This window comes from Rossellomorea sp. NPDC077527, assembly GCF_044542955.1.
Lineage (GTDB): Bacteria > Bacillota > Bacilli > Bacillales > Bacillaceae_B > Rossellomorea > Rossellomorea aquimaris_E.
In genome coordinates this window covers 64,599-83,791 of sequence record NZ_JBITVL010000003.1, presented here as the reverse complement: position 1 = coordinate 83,791, position 19,193 = coordinate 64,599, and the positions used below count along the sequence as shown (strand labels likewise).

Annotated in this window: 16 protein-coding genes; 12 read left to right on the top strand and 4 right to left on the bottom strand. The window is 37.7% G+C overall.

Annotation, left to right across the window (positions count from 1 at the left end; all coding sequences use genetic code 11):
* The first annotated feature begins 95 nt into the window (after nt 1–95).
* The 11 genes from ACIGG7_RS10360 to ACIGG7_RS10310 all read left to right on the top strand — a co-directional run bounded on the left by ACIGG7_RS10360 (nt 96) and on the right by ACIGG7_RS10310 (nt 12,282).
* Nucleotides 96–887 carry a DUF3388 domain-containing protein gene (locus ACIGG7_RS10360; protein WP_219168814.1) on the top strand — a complete coding sequence of 264 codons (792 nt, stop codon included), beginning with the start codon at nt 96–98 and terminating at the stop codon, nt 885–887.
* 19 nt (nt 888–906) lie between these two features.
* Nucleotides 907–1,806, top strand: a complete 900-nt coding sequence (locus ACIGG7_RS10355) for a helix-turn-helix domain-containing protein (RefSeq protein ID WP_397549736.1) — start codon at nt 907–909, stop codon at nt 1,804–1,806.
* 81 nt (nt 1,807–1,887) lie between these two features.
* The gene (gene pgsA, locus ACIGG7_RS10350; RefSeq protein ID WP_397549735.1) at nt 1,888–2,466 is read left to right on the top strand and encodes a CDP-diacylglycerol--glycerol-3-phosphate 3-phosphatidyltransferase; all 579 of its coding nucleotides are present in this window, start codon (nt 1,888–1,890) and stop codon (nt 2,464–2,466) included.
* Between the two features lie 72 nt (nt 2,467–2,538).
* Nucleotides 2,539–3,780, top strand: coding sequence for a competence/damage-inducible protein A (locus ACIGG7_RS10345; protein WP_397549734.1), 1,242 nt, complete (start codon nt 2,539–2,541; stop codon nt 3,778–3,780).
* 258 nt (nt 3,781–4,038) lie between these two features.
* Complete coding sequence (gene recA, locus ACIGG7_RS10340) at nt 4,039–5,076, top strand: recombinase RecA (protein WP_224941073.1); 1,038 nt, start codon at nt 4,039–4,041, stop codon at nt 5,074–5,076.
* A gap of 431 nt (nt 5,077–5,507) precedes the next feature.
* Complete coding sequence (gene rny, locus ACIGG7_RS10335) at nt 5,508–7,067, top strand: ribonuclease Y (RefSeq protein WP_397549733.1); 1,560 nt, start codon at nt 5,508–5,510, stop codon at nt 7,065–7,067.
* A gap of 160 nt (nt 7,068–7,227) precedes the next feature.
* On the top strand, nt 7,228–8,031 hold the full coding sequence (locus ACIGG7_RS10330; protein WP_224941071.1) for a TIGR00282 family metallophosphoesterase: 804 nt from the start codon (nt 7,228–7,230) through the stop codon (nt 8,029–8,031).
* Nucleotides 8,032–8,167: 136 nt separating this feature from the next.
* Nucleotides 8,168–8,428 (top strand): stage V sporulation protein SpoVS, encoded by a 261-nt coding sequence (gene spoVS / locus ACIGG7_RS10325; protein WP_034760060.1) that lies wholly within the window; start codon nt 8,168–8,170, stop codon nt 8,426–8,428.
* A gap of 91 nt (nt 8,429–8,519) precedes the next feature.
* A complete protein-coding gene (locus tag ACIGG7_RS10320; RefSeq protein WP_224941070.1) occupies nt 8,520–9,443 on the top strand; it encodes a dipeptidase in 924 nt (307 codons plus the stop codon).
* Between the two features lie 226 nt (nt 9,444–9,669).
* The gene (locus ACIGG7_RS10315) at nt 9,670–11,412 is read left to right on the top strand and encodes a 2-oxoacid:acceptor oxidoreductase subunit alpha (protein WP_397549732.1); all 1,743 of its coding nucleotides are present in this window, start codon (nt 9,670–9,672) and stop codon (nt 11,410–11,412) included.
* A gap of 3 nt (nt 11,413–11,415) precedes the next feature.
* Nucleotides 11,416–12,282 carry a 2-oxoacid:ferredoxin oxidoreductase subunit beta gene (locus ACIGG7_RS10310; protein ID WP_397549731.1) on the top strand — a complete coding sequence of 289 codons (867 nt, stop codon included), beginning with the start codon at nt 11,416–11,418 and terminating at the stop codon, nt 12,280–12,282.
* Between the two features lie 93 nt (nt 12,283–12,375).
* On the opposite strand, the gene ACIGG7_RS10305 is transcribed toward ACIGG7_RS10310, so the two are convergent.
* Together ACIGG7_RS10305 and ACIGG7_RS10300 are read right to left on the bottom strand one after the other, a co-directional pair.
* Nucleotides 12,376–13,365: a CgeB family protein gene (locus tag ACIGG7_RS10305; RefSeq protein ID WP_397549730.1), complete on the bottom strand. Its 990-nt coding sequence runs from the start codon at nt 13,363–13,365 to the stop codon at nt 12,376–12,378.
* Nucleotides 13,366–13,390: 25 nt separating this feature from the next.
* Nucleotides 13,391–14,521, bottom strand: a complete 1,131-nt coding sequence (locus ACIGG7_RS10300; protein WP_397549729.1) for a polysaccharide pyruvyl transferase family protein — start codon at nt 14,519–14,521, stop codon at nt 13,391–13,393.
* Nucleotides 14,522–14,722: 201 nt separating this feature from the next.
* Here ACIGG7_RS10300 and ACIGG7_RS10295 point away from each other — a divergent pair, with 201 nt between their 5' ends.
* A complete protein-coding gene (locus tag ACIGG7_RS10295; protein ID WP_397549728.1) occupies nt 14,723–15,769 on the top strand; it encodes a glycosyltransferase family 2 protein in 1,047 nt (348 codons plus the stop codon).
* 505 nt (nt 15,770–16,274) lie between these two features.
* Here the strand turns inward: ACIGG7_RS10295 and ACIGG7_RS10290 are convergent.
* Entirely contained in the window at nt 16,275–17,861 is a 1,587-nt protein-coding gene (locus tag ACIGG7_RS10290) for a CgeB family protein (protein ID WP_397549727.1), read from the bottom strand.
* A gap of 6 nt (nt 17,862–17,867) precedes the next feature.
* Nucleotides 17,868–19,136, bottom strand: coding sequence for a nucleotide sugar dehydrogenase (locus ACIGG7_RS10285; protein WP_397549726.1), 1,269 nt, complete (start codon nt 19,134–19,136; stop codon nt 17,868–17,870).
* Between the last annotated feature and the right edge of the window lie 57 nt (nt 19,137–19,193).

Genomic DNA, 19,193 nt, shown 5'->3' with positions numbered 1-19,193 from the left:
AAATCATTTATGATAATACCTAGATGTTTAAAATATACTTTTCGAATGATGTTTTTTTCTTGAATCGGAATATCACAGTCTTTAGGAGGGTAACGATGGAACGCAAAGAGTGGTATTTAGAATATGAAATCCAAAAGAATCGTCCTGGCCTCTTAGGTGATATCTCCTCATTATTAGGAATGCTTTCTATAAATATAGTGACTATAAATGGTGTTGACGAAGGAAGAAGGGGCATGCTGCTCCTTGCCAATAATGACGAACAGATCATGAGGCTTGAGTCCATCCTTCAAACAATGGATACAATCAATGTGACCAAGCTCAGGGAGCCGAAATTAAGGGACAGGCTTGCCGTCCGTCACGGCCGCTATATTCAGCGAGATGCCGATGACAAGAAAACGTTTCGGTTTGTTCGTGATGAGCTTGGGTTATTGGTGGATTTTTTGGCTGAATTATTTAAGCAAGAAGGACATAAGCTTGTTGGGATCAGAGGGATGCCTCGTGTAGGTAAGACAGAATCCATCGTGGCATCAAGTGTATGTGCAAATAAGAAATGGCTTTTTGTCTCTTCTACATTGTTAAAGCAAACGATTAGAAGCAAATTGATCGAGGATGAATACTCCTCCGAAAACTTGTTTATCATAGACGGTATTGTTTCGACACGCCGTGCAAGCGAGAAGCACTGGCAGCTGGTAAGGGAAATCATGAGGTTACCTGCTGTGAAAGTAATCGAACATCCTGATGTTTTTGTTCAAAACTCTGAATATTCACTTGAAGATTTTGATTATATCATTGAACTTAGAAACGATCCTGATGAAGAAATTACATACGAATTAGTGGAACAAAATAATCTATTTCAAAATTCCGATTTTGGAGGTTTTGATTTTTAATATTGGAAGGTGTTAAGTGGTGACGGAATTAGGAAATCGTTTAAAGGAAGCACGTGAGGCAAAAGACTACAGCCTTGATGATTTACAAAGGATAACAAAAATCCAAAAACGCTATTTGATTGGAATCGAAGAAGGCAATTATGATGCGATGCCGGGTAAATTTTATGTTCGGGCATTCATTAAACAATACTGTGAAGCGGTTGGGCTTCCCCCAGAAGTGATCTTCGAGGAGCACAAGGAGGAGATCCCGAAAACCTATGAAGATGAAATACCGGTGTCTCTCTCAAGGGTCCAGTCCCGTAAGAGTGTATCGGAAAGCTCGACCAAGGTATTTGATTTTCTGCCAAAGCTGCTCATAGCCCTGTTTGTCATAGGAGCACTGGTTGCCCTTTGGGTGTTTTGGCAAGGAAGAGTGGGGGACAAGGCTCCTGAGGCCAATCCATCAGAAAATCAATCCCAGGTGGATGTAGATGAAAATCAAAGTGCCGAAGGGGAAAAGCCTGAAAAAGAAACCCCTGACAAGAAACAAACCGATGAAGACAACCCTTCCGACGATCAAAAGGCTGATGAAGATGAGGCAAAGCCTGAACAATCTTTAGAATCAGTGAACTCTTCAGGATATAAAACGACGTATGAACTGAAAAATGCAGATGAGTTCAAGCTTCAGCTGTCAGCAAAGGGTGATACGTGGGTAGGAGTATATAACACCGACGATGAAGCGCTATTCGAAGGGTTATTAAAGAAGGATAATAAAAAGGACTTTGATTTATCTGGGGAAAAACAGGCATATCTCATTATTGGTAATGCCTCAAACACAGATATTTCCGTGAACGGTCAACAGCTTGAATACAAAATCTCTGCCACGGATGTCGTAAGGCAGGATATCATCATTCATTACGAACCACAAACGAATCCATAATGAACAGGAGAGGAGTTTTAATAACTCCTTTTTCTTACATACTAAAAGTAGATGCGTTTTTTAAGTATTGGAGGTAGAAAGGTGAACTTACCTAATAAGATAACAGTATCAAGGATATTTTTAATTCCATTATTTCTAATCATCATGCTCGCACCTTTGAACTGGGGGGAAATGATGTTCCTTGGAGCACAAATGCCGGTTAAGCATTTTGTTGGGGCCATGATTTTCATTATTGCGGCAACAACGGATTGGGTTGATGGCTATTATGCAAGGAAGCTGGACCTTGTGACGAATCTGGGGAAATTCTTAGATCCACTGGCTGACAAATTGCTTGTATCGGCAGCGTTAATTGTTCTGGTTGAGATGGGGCTTGCTCCCTCATGGATCGTTATCATCATCATCAGTCGAGAGTTTGCAGTAACCGGACTTCGCCTCGTATTAGCAGGAGAAGGGGAAGTCGTGGCAGCAGGTCAACTAGGTAAGATTAAGACTTGGGCACAGATCATTGCGATTTCTGCTCTGCTCCTGCACAACGCGATATTCGAATTGATCAACCTTCCATTTGCTACCATTGCTCTATGGGTGGCTATGTTCTTTACGATTTGGTCTGGATGGGATTACTTTAAACATAACAAAAAAGCATTTGTGAATTCGAAATAATAAAGTATTTGAGGGGATTGATCCAAATAGGGATCATCCCCTTCTTTACACCAAATTCAGGGGGGAATAGAGATGAACGCAGAAATTATTGCTGTTGGATCAGAATTGCTGCTTGGGCAGATCGTCAATTCAAATGCTCAATACATCTCTGAGCAATTAGCAGAAATGGGTGTGGATGTGTATTATCACACTAGTGTAGGAGACAATCCTGGTCGTTTGCAGCATGCTATTGAAGTAGCCAAGAAGCGATCAGACTTATTGATATTCACAGGGGGACTTGGACCCACAAAAGATGATTTGACGAAAGAAACGATTGCGAAGGCATTAGGAACGACCCTGAGCATGGATACGGATGCTTTGGAATCGATTAAAAACTATTTTCAAAAAGTCAATCGTGAAATGACACCAAATAATGAAAAACAGGCACTTATTTTGACCGGAGCACATGTATTGAAGAATGAACAAGGTATGGCTCCTGGGATGCTTCTAAAAAAAGGTGCCAATGCTTATATGCTTCTTCCGGGTCCACCATCCGAAATGCGGCCGATGTTCCATAAGTATGGTAAACAGGCGATTCAAAATCTGATGAAGAAGAAAGAAGTCATCTATTCACGGGTCCTCCGATTTTTTGGGATTGGAGAAGCACACCTGGAAACGGAATTAGAACATTTGATCGATCAGCAAACCAACCCAACCATCGCCCCTCTTGCAGGTGATGGGGAAGTGACGTTGAGACTGACTGCAAAGCATGAGTCAAAAAGTATCGCTGAATCGTTGGTGAATGCATTAGAAAAGGAGATTTTACAGATTGTAGGGGAATACTTCTACGGATATGATATTGATTCCCTGGTGGAAGTAGGATTAAAACTGCTTAAGCAGAAAGGCGTTACTTTATCGTGTGCAGAGAGCTTAACAGGCGGACTCTTTCAGGCGCAATTGACATCCATTCCCGGGGCATCAGAGGTTCTGGCAGGTGGTGTGGTCTGTTATCAGGATGCAGTGAAGAAAAAGGTCCTATCTGTAAAAAGCGACACATTAAAGCGACACACTGCTGTAAGTGAGCAGTGTGCTGTGGAATTGGCGGATAACGTCAGGGAGCTTTTTTCTACTGATATAGGAATCAGCTTTACCGGCGTGGCAGGACCTGACCCCCTAGAAGGCAAACCTGCCGGGACAGTCTGGATCGGATTATCCGTTAAAGGAGGGACGACCAAGACGTTCCTGCTCAATCTTGGTGGAGGAAGAAATGGGAACCGTATGAGGACGGCGAAGTATGGCTGGCATTATTTGATTAAGGAATTGAGTCAAGTTTGAATGAGACATGGGCTGCCTTCTTTTTAGAGGGCAGCCTTTTGGCGTTTACAGGTCGCTCTTGTTTATAGGCATACCGTTCTTCTGTTTGGTCTCAATGACGAGAAAATTCAAGCACGCGAACCGGTTTGAAAAAACCGAATGAATGTTCGATTTTTTTCTTGTTTTCTATATTAAAAAGGTTTATAGTATAGATAGGTTGGATTTGAGACAAACTTATAAGTTGTCATTTCAAGATGTATATTTAAAGGAGGAAGATTTGTGAGCGATCGTAAAGCAGCCCTAGATATGGCGTTAAAACAAATAGAAAAACAGTTTGGTAAAGGCTCAATCATGAAGCTTGGGGAACAGACTGATAGAAAAGTAGTAACATGTCCAAGTGGATCACTTGCGTTGGATGCTGCCCTTGGAGTTGGCGGATATCCGCGTGGAAGAATCATTGAGGTATATGGACCCGAATCATCCGGTAAAACAACCGTTGCACTTCATGCGATTGCAGAGGTTCAGGCTCAAGGCGGACAAGCGGCATTCATTGATGCCGAGCACGCACTTGATCCTGAGTATGCTCAAAAGCTCGGAGTAAACATAGATGAATTATTGCTTTCTCAACCAGATACAGGTGAGCAGGCTTTGGAAATCGCAGAAGCGTTGGTGCGCAGTGGAGCAGTGGACGCAATCGTCATTGATTCCGTTGCAGCCCTAGTACCAAAGGCTGAAATCGAAGGTGAGATGGGGGATGCCCATGTAGGTCTTCAAGCCCGTTTAATGTCACAGGCTCTACGTAAACTTTCAGGTGCTATCAACAAATCGAAGACCATTGCCATTTTCATTAACCAAATCCGTGAAAAAGTCGGCGTTATGTTCGGAAATCCTGAAACGACTCCTGGTGGACGTGCGTTGAAGTTCTATTCTTCCGTGCGTTTAGAGGTTCGTCGTGCGGAAACACTTAAACAGGGCAATGAAATGGTCGGGAACAAAACAAAGATTAAAGTCGTAAAAAATAAAGTGGCTCCACCTTTCCGTGTGGCTGAAGTTGACATCATGTACGGGGAAGGAATATCTAAAGAAGGTGAAATCGTCGATCTTGGCTCTGAATTGGACATTGTTCAGAAGAGCGGTGCCTGGTACTCCTACAATGAAGAGCGTTTAGGCCAAGGCCGTGAAAACGCGAAGGTTTTCCTTAAAGAAAATCCTGAAGTCCGCAATGAAATCATGCTAAAGATTCGTGAGCATTACGGATTGGATACAGGCCGTGCCGAAACGGATGATCAAGGTGAATTAAGTCTTTTAGAAGACTAAGTGAGGGGGAGAAGCAGCCATGGATTGGCTTGCTTCTCTTTGTTATGTATGGTATTGGAAAAATTGGTTGAAAATAGAAACAACACCATTTCTCTCAAACAGGATATATGTGGAAATGAGAACCTAAATGATCAGACCATCCTTTCAACGAGACACAGATGAAAAAAAAGTTTTGATTAAAAACAAATCTCATGCCCGCCGTATCAGTGCCAATTTTTGTCGATTGCAAAAAAACCCTTGAGAAATCTAGTGATAGAGGGCTCAACCCCTTGACAATAAATTTTCAGAGATTTAAAATTAACATGTATATTTTACAAATTTTTCGAATGAATATTTGAAAGCCTAGCGCTGTATATTTTGTTCAAGTGAGCAATGTACAAGCCGACATGTAAAAAACATGATGACAGTTCATAGCAAGAGGAGGTGAAATAATGCAACCTATTACAATCATCTTCATTTTGCTTGGCCTAATCGTCGGTGTAGTTGTTGGATACCTAATTCGTAAGTCCATTGCTGAAGCAAAGATTGCTGGTGCTAAAGGTTCAGCGGAGCAGATTTTAGAAGATGCGAAGCGCGAGGCAGATGCTCTGAAGAAAGAAGCACTTTTGGAAGCAAAGGATGAAAATCATAAACTTCGCACAGAAATGGAAAATGACCTTCGTGACCGAAGAAATGAATTGCAAAAACAAGAAAATCGTTTGATGCAAAAAGAGGAAAACCTCGATCGGAAAGATGAAACGCTTGATAAGCGTGAAGCCTTACTCGAGAGAAAAGAGGGGACTCTTAACGAAAGACAACAACATATTGAAGAGATGGAAAGCAAAGTGGACGAGATGGTACGATCACAACAATCAGAGCTAGAACGTATCTCGAGCTTGACTCGTGATGAAGCGAAAGGAATCATTCTTGACCGCGTTGAAAATGAACTCTCCCATGATATCGCTATTATGGTAAGAGAGCACGAAACCCGTGCCAAAGAAGATGCAGATAAGAAAGCGAAAGAAGTCCTTTCACTGGCTATACAACGTTGTGCTGCTGAACATGTGGCAGAGACAACCGTTAGTGTTGTGAACTTACCAAATGATGAGATGAAAGGTCGAATTATTGGGCGAGAAGGACGTAACATTCGTACGCTGGAAACACTTACAGGAATTGATTTGATTATTGATGATACTCCTGAAGCAGTTATTCTTTCTGGTTTTGATCCGATTCGTAGAGAAACGGCTCGAATTGCATTAGAGAAATTAGTTCAGGATGGACGTATCCACCCTGCACGAATCGAAGAGATGGTGGATAAATCCCGACGTGAAGTGGATGAATACATCCGAGAAATTGGTGAACAAACCACATTCGAAGTTGGTGTACACGGTCTCCATCCGGATTTGATCAAGATCTTGGGAAGATTAAAATACCGTACAAGTTACGGTCAAAATGTTCTGAAACACTCAATGGAAGTGGCATATCTATCAGGGCTACTTGCAGCCGAGCTTGGAGAGGACGAACGACTTGCTAAACGTGCCGGTTTGCTTCATGATATCGGGAAAGCAATCGACCATGAAGTCGAAGGTAGCCACGTAGAGATTGGTGTGGAACTTGCAACGAAATACAAGGAACACCCTGTAGTCATTAATAGTATAGCCTCTCACCATGGAGATACGGAACCAACGTCTATCATTGCAGTTCTAGTCGCAGCAGCAGATGCATTATCCGCTGCAAGGCCTGGAGCAAGAAGTGAGACGCTTGAAAACTATATCCGTCGATTAGAGAAGCTTGAGGAAATCTCAGAGTCTTATGAAGGCGTTGAGAAATCCTTCGCGATACAGGCTGGCCGAGAAGTACGTATTATGGTAAGACCTGAAGCGATCGATGATTTAGAATCTCACCGATTAGCAAGGGATATCCGTAAACGGATTGAAGATGAACTCGATTATCCTGGTCATATCAAAGTGACGGTCATTCGTGAAACAAGAGCTGTCGAATACGCGAAATAAGAGGTTGACTCGAAAAGGGATATCCCTTTTCGAGTCAGCTTTTTTGTTTGTGTCCCTCTTGTTTAGGAAAACAGTAGAAGATGATAATTTCCGGATGAATAGACAGGAAGTTATTTGTGTTACAATATAGTCAAGAATACATAAGGAGAAGGGAATTTTCATGAAAATATTATTTGTAGGAGACGTTGTCGGCTCAATGGGCAGGGAAATGATTACAGAATACCTGCCGAAGTTAAAGAAAAAGCATTCGCCGGATTTCACGATCGTTAATGGGGAAAATGCTGCTTCAGGTAGAGGGATAACGGAGAAGATTTATAAACAGTTTTTACAAGATGGTGCCAATATGGTGACTCTGGGTAATCATACTTGGGATAATAAAGATATTTTCGACTTCATCGATACTTCTAAACAAATGGTGAGACCGGCAAATTTCCCTGAAGGTACGCCAGGTAAAGGTTTAGTGTTTGCAGAAGTGTATGGTAAGGAGGTTGCGGTCATCAATGCTCAAGGAAGGACGTTTATGCCTCCTTTGGATGATCCGTTCAAAGCACTTGATGAACTGGTGGATGAAGCCAGGAAGAGAACATCCGTCATTTTCGTTGATTTTCATGCAGAGGCAACAAGTGAGAAGCAGGCGGTAGGATGGTTCTTGGATGGTCGTGTATCTGCGGTGATTGGGACCCATACTCATGTTCAGACGGCAGACAACCGTATTCTACCTGGTGGGACTGCCTTTATGTGTGATGTTGGGATGACTGGGCCATATGATGAAGTACTGGGAATGAATAAAGACTCAGTTATAAGAAGATTTCAGACAAGTTTACCCGTTCGCTTTGAAGTTCCGAAAGCAGGGCGTAAAATCCTTAGCGCATGCTTAATCGACATTGATCAAAAATCTGGTAAAGCAAAAAAAATTGAGCGTATCCTGATTAACGAAGACCATCCGTTTATGGCAGAATATTAAATGTTTTCCTTCCTTTTTTAGTGTTCCCGGAATGATTTGTCCATTTCCTGAATATAGTATCAGTGGAATCATTTATACCAAATTTGTTCTTTACCACGGACATACGGTATGGGGGAAATGACAAGGAGGAAAAGGAATGGAAATATTAAAAGTTTCAGCAAAATCTAATCCTAATTCTGTAGCTGGTGCACTCGCCGGTGTTCTTCGTGAGAGAGGGGGAGCAGAGATTCAGGCAATTGGTGCAGGTGCATTAAATCAAGCCGTTAAAGCAGTTGCCATTGCCAGAGGATTTGTGGCTCCCAGTGGTTTGGATTTAATATGTATCCCGGCATTTACGGATATTCTGATTGATGGGGAAGAACGTACGGCGATAAAGTTAATCGTAGAGCCAAGATAATAAACCATAGGCTGTTCATTAAAGAGGACTCTTTAATGGACAGCCTTTAATCTATAAAAATAAACTATTTTACACTGAAAGGACGAACAATATGATTTTTGATGCCCACTGTGATGTTTTATTGAAACTGTACTTAGAACCAGGAACAGGAGCATTTCAATCCAAAGGTTCCTTACATATTACGTATCCTCAACTCCTTCAAGGGAGAAGCAAGGTTCAGTTGTTTGCCATTTACATCCCATCCGATCTCAAACCGGGACAACGTTTTCAAGCAGCGCTTGAGATGGTGAACATGTTTTATAATCAAATCCTTAAGCCGAACCCTAAGTTGAAATTAGTTACCACAAAAAAAGATGTAGAGATTCTTAAGGAAGATGAAATAGGAGCCATGCTCACACTCGAAGGTGCAGAGGCAGTGGAGGAGGATCTCACAAAGCTTGAAATCTTGTATAGACTGGGAGTTCGTTCCGTAGGTTTAACATGGAATTGGGCTAACGCAGCGGCTGATGGTGCACTTGAACCAAGGGGAGGCGGGTTGACCAACTTTGGCTGTGATATCGTCTCGTTTCTTAACGAGAAAAAACTTTGGACAGATGTCTCCCATCTATGCGAGAAAGCATTCTGGGATGTGATAGATACGGCTGATTATCCGATAGCCTCCCACTCAAACGCATACTCGATCTGCCCTAATCCAAGAAACTTAAGAAATGAACAAATACAGGCTATCATCAAAAAAGACAGCGTTATGGGAATTACCTTTGTTCCGCCATTTTTAAACAAGAAGGGTACAGCGGAAATCTCTGATGTGATCAGGCATATTGAACATGTATGCAGTCTGGGAGGAGAAGATCATATCGGGTTTGGATCCGATTTCGATGGAATTACAGAAACCGTCCAGGGACTATCCTCATATATCCAATATGATAACTTAATCAATACACTTCTACGTTACTATAGTGATAAGCAAGTAAAGAAATTCCTATACGAAAACTTTATTGGGAAATTGCCAGATTGATATTGGGAACAGCCACTTAAAGGAACGCCTTTAGTGGTTTATTTATGTCCATGAACTAGTTAACACCCATAATCTCTTCAATTCAGTAGTGATTTAAATGGAAAAGTGATAAACTGATAGAGTAAATGAAATGTAAATGATGCAACAGAAATAGATGAATGATCCTAGTTAAGAGAATATGCTTCCGTAATAGATGTTGCAAATATTGATTGAAGGGGTGTAATAAATGAAGGAACAACTTTCATGGAAAGTTGGAGGCCAGCAGGGTGAAGGTATCGAGAGTACAGGTGAAATCTTCTCCATGGCCCTCAACCGCTTAGGGTACTTCTTATATGGTTATCGCCATTTCTCCTCCCGTATTAAGGGTGGACATACAAACAATAAAATTCGTGTAAGCACCACTCAAGTAAGAGCGATCGCTGACGATCTAGATATTCTGGTGGCATTTGACCAAGAAACGATTGATGTGAATTATAAGGAATTACATAGCGACGGCGTCATAATAGCCGATGCAAAGTTCAAACCAGAGAAACCTGAAGATACAGACGCCTCTCTCTATATTGTTCCGTTCACTGCATTGGCAACGGAGCTGGGAACTTCCCTCATGAAGAACATGGTGGCAGTAGGTGCGACATGTGCAGTACTTAATCTCGATCCGGATGTTTTTAAGGAAGTAGTGGAAGAAATCTTCGGTCGCAAGGGTGAAACCGTAGTTGAGAAGAACATGGAAGCCATTAAGCAGGGGTTCGAGGCGATGAAAGCAGAACTCGGAGATAGAGTAGGTTCCCTGCAATTGAAAGAAGCAGACGGGAATAAACGTATGTTTATGATTGGGAACGACGCCATTGCGCTTGGTGCATTGGCGGGGGGCGTCCGTTTGATGGCGGCCTACCCAATCACGCCGGCTTCTGAAATCATGGAGTACCTTATTAAGAAACTGCCAATGGTTGGTGGAACCGTCATTCAGACGGAGGATGAGATTGCAGCGGCCACAATGGCTATTGGAGCGAATTACGGAGGAATCCGTTCGTTCACGGCTTCAGCCGGTCCAGGGCTTTCTCTCATGATGGAAGCAATAGGTTTATCCGGAATGACAGAACAGCCGCTTGTGGTTGTGGATACTCAGCGTGGGGGACCATCTACGGGTCTGCCGACAAAACAGGAACAGTCCGATTTGATGGCGATGATTTATGGTACACATGGAGAAATCCCTAAGATCGTCTTGGCTCCAAGCACCGTCCAGGAAGCATTCTATGATACTGTTGAAGCCTTTAACCTGGCGGAAGAATATCAATGTCCGGTCATCATTCTATCAGATCTCCAGCTTTCCCTGGGGAAACAAACGGTGGAACCACTTGATTACAGTAAAGTGGAGATTCGCAGAGGAAAGCTTGCTGCAAATGAGTCTGAATTAGAAGAATTAGAACCGAAAAAATATTACAAGCGCTATGAAGTAACAGAAGATGGAGTATCCCCCCGTGTAATCCCAGGAATGAAAAACGGGATTCATCATGTGACGGGGGTAGAGCATGACGAAACTGGAAAGCCATCTGAATCCCCTGTGAACAGGCAGGCCCAAATGGATAAACGTATGCGTAAACTTGAGAAGATCAAATTCCAGAATCCGATTCATACCCATGCACCTCATGAAGAGGCCGACTTACTATTAGTCGGATTCAACTCTACACGTGGAGTGATTGAAGAAGCGATGAGTCGCTTGGAATCTGATGGATTGAAAGTGAACCATGCACACGTCCGCTTAATTCATCCTTTCCCAGCTACGGAATTAGAACCACTGATGCAATCTGCGAAGAAAGTGGTCGTGATTGAGAATAATGCTACCGGTCAACTGGCCAGCATTATTAAAATGAATGTGGGATACGGGAATAAAATTGTTAAAATGACAAAGTATGATGGAACGCCATACTTGCCAAACGAAATTCATTCAAGATGTAAGGAGTTGAACTAATCCATGGCTACCTTTAAAGATTTCAGAAATAACGTTAAACCAAACTGGTGTCCTGGATGCGGTGACTTCTCAGTACAAGCTGCCATTCAGCGGGCATCCGCCAACGTAGGTCTTGACCCGGAACAGTTAGCTGTTGTATCCGGTATCGGCTGCTCCGGACGGATATCCGGATATATTAACTCATATGGTTTCCATGGGATCCATGGTCGATCGCTTCCGATTGCCCAAGGATTGAAAATGGCAAATAAGGATTTAACAGTTATCGCTTCAGGAGGCGATGGTGACGGATTTGCCATTGGTCTTGGACATACAATCCATGCGATCCGCCGTAATGTCGATGTGACTTACATCGTCATGGACAATCAGATTTATGGATTGACTAAAGGACAGACGTCTCCTCGTTCATCCTCCGGTTTTAAAACGAAGTCTACGCCAGAGGGATCGATCGAGCCGGCTCTTGCTCCAATGGAAATGGCATTAACAGCAGGTGCAACCTTTGTAGCACAAAGTTTCTCATCTGACTTAAAAGAACTGACAGCGTTAATTGAAGCGGGACTTAATCATAAAGGTTTCTCCCTGATCAATGTGTTCAGTCCTTGTGTAACGTATAATAAAATCAATACGTACGATTGGTTTAAAGAGAACCTTACTAAACTTGCTGATGTAGAAGGTTATGACCCTTCTAATCGTGAACAGGCAATGAATACGCTAATGGAGAAGGATGGGCTTGTGACAGGTTTGATTTATCAAAACAAACAACAAGCGTCATACCAGGACCTTGTGTCGGGTTACTCGGAAGAACCCCTTAGCACGCATGATTTAAGGTTAGATCAACATAAGTTTGATGAATTAGTGAAAGAGTTTATGTAAAACACAAAAGGACTATTCTATGGAATAGTCCTTAGTAACTTCAAATGTTATTTTTTGGAGGGTAAAACCATTTAGGTTAATAACGGAATGCTGTTACCACTTTCGATAAGGGGACAACTGAATACCATCTAAGAATTTTTTCAATCTGATACTCCACGTATGTTCGGTAGCAGTTCGTAATTGACCTGCCTTTGCTATAGATTCGGCTTCAGATGGATTATCTAGATAGTATTGAATTTTATTAATTAGGTCATCTTCCCCTTTATAACCTATTAATTCTTTTCCGTATTTATAATAATGTTCCATTTCGCTAAAATATTCTGTAAATAGTAATCGCCCAGTGGCTATTGCTTCAAAGACCCCAACCTTTACATTGATAAATGATTTACCTGTTTTGGGGAAATTAATTAGAAATTTTGTCGAATATGCTGCTTCAAACCAACTTTCTCCATGGACTGGTTCATTAGAACTAATTGGCCAATTTCTCCCATAAATTTTGGTGTTAAATTCTTTCAACAATCTTTGTGCAATCTGTAACCTATTTGCTCGGAAGTGTCCAATAATTGAAATGTCTGATTTATATGAAGGGTTAACAGGTCTAGGTACAAAAAATCTTGAGTCTATAGCAAATGGTAAAAGAACCGTATTTTTAAACCCGTTTTGTTTATACATTTTTAATGCAACCATTGAGTTTGTTGTATGATAATCAAATAAATGAACGTATTTTTTTGTGTACGGAAAAACATCAGGGTCACTCAGAGTAATTCCTACAATAGTGCATTTTCTTTTAAGTATATTTATAATAGGAGGTTCAAATGTTAGGCCACCTGCACAAAATAATATAATGTCGGGTTTAAACATTTTAATCTCTAGCTCTACTAAATTCCATTTTATATAAATAGGGCCATTGCCACCTTTTAAATTGTATCTATTTATTAAAAGATTCGGTCTTTCTGAAACATTAATTTCATGAATAACATGTCCTAATTCATTTAACCCCATAAAAATACTTCTAACAATTCCATTGGAACCTTCTGAATAACGACCAATAAAAACAATTTTCAAAGGTCTATTTTTTTTCATATATAACACTCCAAACAATAAAATTTTAGCTGTTTAATAGTTTTTTTAGTAATTGTAAATTTTCATTATCACGAATTTTTAATTTGTGGATATTGTTATTAACTTTATTATTCCAATGTTGTTGATTAACTAATACTTTCTTTGATATTTCTAGGATTTCAGAAGCCCTGATATTCTCGATGGTAAATGTTAACTGTTGAAGTTGTAATTCATTATAGAATTCGGTTACTTTGGGATCATATCCTATACCAATACTAGGTGTACCTGCTCCCATAGCTAAAATTGAGGCGTGAAGTCTCATTGCAATCATAAGGTCTAATTCTGAACATAGACTTTTAATTTCAACTGGAGAGTAATTGTAATACACAATAGAGGAATGTTCTTTAGGGAGTTGGCTATGAAATTTTTCCATCATCTCCACTTCTTTTTTACTTTTATTAAACGGAATAATTACAATATGTGAATTGAAATTGGAAATTAATACTCTACAAACGTGTAATAATACATTGTAAACTTTACTTGTACCGTACTCTCCATAGTTCCATAGTCTTAGATTTATACCTACCAATTTTTTGTTTGATATATCTGTATTAATGTACTTCCTAATATTACACTTGGAATAAGGTAAATTTATAGCTGGATCAGCAGTTAGTCTAGCTTTTAAACAGTTATTTTTTTCTAGAATTTTCATTGATGTATTGTCCCGAACTGTTATCACGTCTGCTAAGTTACTAATCCATCCACTTGCTTTAGCAGCATTATTGTCTAAGAATGGACCATATCCAACGGCATATAGCATGGTTTTTTTTCCTAACATTTTTGCTAGAAGTAATGGAGCGAAATAATAGTTTATAGCTCCTTCAGCCCCATTAAAAAGATTATAAGGTTTAAATCCAGCATAATCCTGAAATAGCCCCCCTCCTCCAACTATAACCAGGTTGCTTCTACTTACTTCATCGTAAATGGATTTATGATCACTTCCCATAACATAACGAATTTTCTTATCTCCGTAGTAAGCTTTAATATTATTACTTCTAATTGAAACAACAACCTCAGCATTCATATCAACTTTATTGAGTTGACTAATTATTGAATGCAATATTGCATCGTCTCCAGTATTGCCTGCACCGTAAAATCCATGTATTAGAACTTTCATTTAAGCATTCTCCTATCAAGTATTATTGTTATTAGTAGTATATGTAAATGAAAAAGTTAGGTAACAGTTATTGACCTATATAAGAAGAATAATAACAATTTTTTATTTGTTTCTACATTTGTCCAATACATTTTATTGGATACTGAATATGCTATTGCATATAGTAACAATTATCTTTCACTGTATAGGGGGGGGAATAGTATGGAGGAAAATCAATCTCAAAATAAAAACTTGCCAGCCTTTTCAAGTTCAATTTATAAGATGTCAGTAATTATACCTGTATATAATAATGGCAAGTATTTATTAAATAGATGTATAAAGAGTTTAAGAAATAGCTCTCTGTTTAATGAAATAGAAATAATAATAATAGATGACGGTTCTGAAGACCAAGAAACTATAGAAATTGTTAAGAATATTAAAAAAAAATATAATAATGTAATAACTTATTTTTTTTCAAAAGGTGGTAGCGGAAGTGCTTCAAGGCCAAGAAACAAAGGGATTGAATTATCAACAACACCTTTTATTGCTTTTCTAGATCCAGATAATCAAGCCATTAATAATGGTTTAGCGATTTTATATAATGAATTATTTAAGGATCCAACTCTAGAAATGGTAATAGGAAACTATATTAAAAAATCGAATAACAATTCAATAGTCTTTGATTATTACAACAAAGTACTTCGTAACTGCAACACTAACTTAATAATGGATGGTAAAAAATATCTAAAAATGTCAAAGTTAAGTTCACATAGTATTCAGGCGGTGTTAGTAAGAAAAAAGATAATAATTAGGAATAAATTAAAAATGATTGAAAAAGCATTAGGTGAGGATACATTATTTTTTCAAGAATTATTAATACACTCTAAAAAAACTAAAGTTGTTAATACAGATATAAAAATCTATTATTCAAATGTTGAGGGCTCTGTAACAAATGACATTTCAAATAGTTTTTTTGAAAAATATTATATTTTAGAGAAGAGAAGAATATTTTTTTTGAGAAATAATGGATTATTGAGGTCGTACATGCTCTATAAATATAATTACTACTTTACTAATTGGTATCTAAAACATTTGTTAAAAGTAAGCAATGAGAATTTAGAAGCTTCCATGCAAATTCTTTATAAAATTTACCTTTTATATAAACCTTATTTAATAAACAGAAGTAGTACATTAAAATCATTTGAAGAATATTATTTGAAAAAAGAATATACTCAATTAATTAATATTATTGAAGATGCAATTAAATAATTTCTTTTACAACATAAAAGTATTGTGCGAAATGATCATCTTATTTCATGAATTGGAATCCTTAATGAAAACAGTTATAAAAACATTTCGTAACTATGATTATGTATGATATTAATGGTTCCGCCATGTGAAACTATACATTCAATGTTTAATCCGAGTCATTTTTTTAAAAATTCCTATTTGGATAGTGAAAGTTGTCGAAACACTTCAAATAGCATTTTGAATGTACTTTATATTTTTATCAACATTTAAATATTGTTGGTTACTAAAAGTTTACTTTTTTTCAAGCAAGAGATAATATTCCGGAGCCCATAGCTAATGTAGTAATCTCTTTTTTTTCGGCTAACGTTACGACCTGAATTGGTATTTCAACTGATTAGGTTTAATGTAACCACACTATGTGTATATAATTGTCTTCGATTGATTCCTTAATATAGAATTAACCCTTACAATGGGACACTTTCTAATGAGTGTCCCATTGTAAGGGCTAGAGATTAGTATTTTTTTAGTAGTATGCTTTACTCAATAACTGTTCACTTAAGTGATTATTTTTAGATCCTAAAACAAAATTAAATGGGTCTATTGAAAATTGCGAAATGTTTGGTTTTACCTGTAAATATTCATTTCGATTAAAGAATTCTTTTGATGAAATTACTAGGTTATTAAATAGTGTTTTTTCAATAATACAGGCATCTTTTAATATTCGATCACAGTATGAAAATACAAATTTTTTATTGTGAATTCCTATATTATTGGAAGTTGGTATAAAATAAGATCCCTTACCGATAATTTTAGACTCAGTGTAATTTGTTGCTAAGATTAAATCTCTAATATAATTTGGACCGTAGTAATTGTTGGGATTAAACATAGAAATATAATCACTTTTTTTAATGTTTTTTTCAATATAATTAGAGATGTTATCTATATAGATTATTTTTATCCCTTCAATATTTCTATATTTATCAGGAATAATAGCATTATCCCGAACGATAATAGTTAAAGTTTTTTGTATATAAACTTGTTTTTTGAAATTAATAACTATTTTATCAATATCTTTGTAGTTACTAGCAATTCCTATTACATGAACAATTGGTTTTATTTCTTCCTGAACATTAATTCCAAGATCAGTAATAATTTGCCTTATACGATCTTTTATGGTATGACGTTCCATGATAAGCCTGATTCCTTTAAGTTCAATTTTTTCTCTAAGTAAATCATTTCTTAATAATTTATTTAAATGGTTAACCAATGTATGTGAATCGTTAAATTCATTAACAATCCCTTTGAATAGATTTTCCATAGCAAGAGACTTATTACTTATTACCGTAACGCCAGAAGCCAACATTTCAAATACTCTTCTTGAACACATGGTAGGGGAGTTTATTATTGAATTTACATTTAGACCAATTTTATATTGTTTACATGCATTGATTAGATCATGATATTCTAAATAACCTCGAATGTATTGTTGATAATACCTCGGATACTTAAAATTTGTAGTTTTGGATAAGAAGTTCCTATCGTAAATATCTAGTCCGTATAAATGAGATACTTTGAGTAGTAAATCCATATCTCTTTTTCTTACTAAATGCTGTTTTCCATAATATGTTCCTGCAAAAAATAGATTTTTAGTTTTAAAATTAACTACTTTTATGGGATTGTGTATTTTGGGCTGTGCTGCAAAAAGTAAAGTATTTACTCTTTTATGTCCTAAAATTTTTTTGTAATTGGTGATGCTATTTTTGTCGGTAGTATATATGAAGTCAAATAATTTTGCAGTATTAATAAAATGATTGAAGTGGAATGGGTCCTCTTTATTCCAAAAAACTGTAGGTATTTTATTCTTTTTGCACCAAATAATGACATTCATTAATTCTCTTTCATTATCCAAAGAATTTATTCCAATCATATTTTGCCATTTGCCTTTATTTCCTCTCCATGCAGACTCAACAAATAAAAAATGTGGAGGATTATTCATTAGTTTTTGCTTCCAATCTTTCGGTCCAATCATAATCAAATTGCAATCGTATCTGAAACATTCATATGAAAATTCATCTAATATACATGCTACATTTAAATTATTTAGTTTCATATCAATTTATCCTCCGTTTTTGTTTGGTGTTCCAATTTGTATAGAATAAAAACCGTTCATCATTAAGTGTTTATGGTTTAAAATATTTTTTGTATCAATAATATTAAGTGTTTTAAATAAATCTTTGAAAGTTACTAAGTTTAAATTTCTATATTGAGTGTGATCAGTCATTATTACCAAACAATCAGAACCTAATAATGCATTCTCTAAAGAATCAAATTTATCGGGAAATACTGTATTAACAAGAGGGTCATGTAATTTAATTGAGTATCCTCTTTTTATCAATTCATGATATACCTTTAAAGTCGGACTTTCTCTAATATCATCAATATTACCTTTATAAGAAATACCACAAAGTGTAATACATGGATTATTGATATTTTTCACTGTTGATTCAATAATTTCAATTATTCTGAAAGGCATAGAATCATTTATTTTTCTAGCCAAACATATTAAATCTGAATTGTTAGGGGCCTTTTCAATTAGGAACCATGGATCAATCGGTATACAATGACCACCTACACCTGATGAGGGGGAATGTAAATGTACCCTTGGGTGGTGGTTGGCAAGTTTAATAGCATCCCATATATTAATTTCCAACTGCTCACTGATAACAGCCAATTCATTTGCCAACGCAATATTAACATCACGATACGTATTTTCAATAAGTTTAACCATTTCTGCTGTCTTTGCATCAGTCATGTGAATATTTCCTTTTACGAAATTTTTATAAAGAAATACGGTCTTCAAGCATGACTCTTCATTTATACCACCAACGATACGGTCATTTTCAATCAATTCTTCAAATAATCTTCCAGGAAGGACTCTTTCTGGAGAATGGGAAACAAGTAAATCTACTCCAACTTTGTAGCCTGATTGAGAAAGTAAAGGAACGAGAATATCCTCTGTAGTTCTTGGGGGAACAGTTGACTCGAGAATAATTAGGTTGTCCTTTTGTAGGAAAGGAATTATCGATTCTGTTGCACTGATCACATATGATAAGTCAGCTTTTTTGTCTTTTGTAATAGGAGTAGGGACTGCAATCATATATACATCAGCTTCAGTGGGAACAGTTGAAACAGTCAACCTACCTGAATCTATAACAGAATTGAACCGATCCCTTAATCCTGGTTCTTCAATGTGAAGGGTACGATTCTTTAAATTATTAATTACATTTTCGTTAATATCTACCCCAAGAACCTCCAACCCATGCTGGGCAAACATGACTGCAGTTGGTAACCCAATATACCCCAATCCCAAAACACACAGTTTCATAATCATCATCACCCTTATATTTTTTTCTACTATATAAGCATATGTACAAGGTTTTGA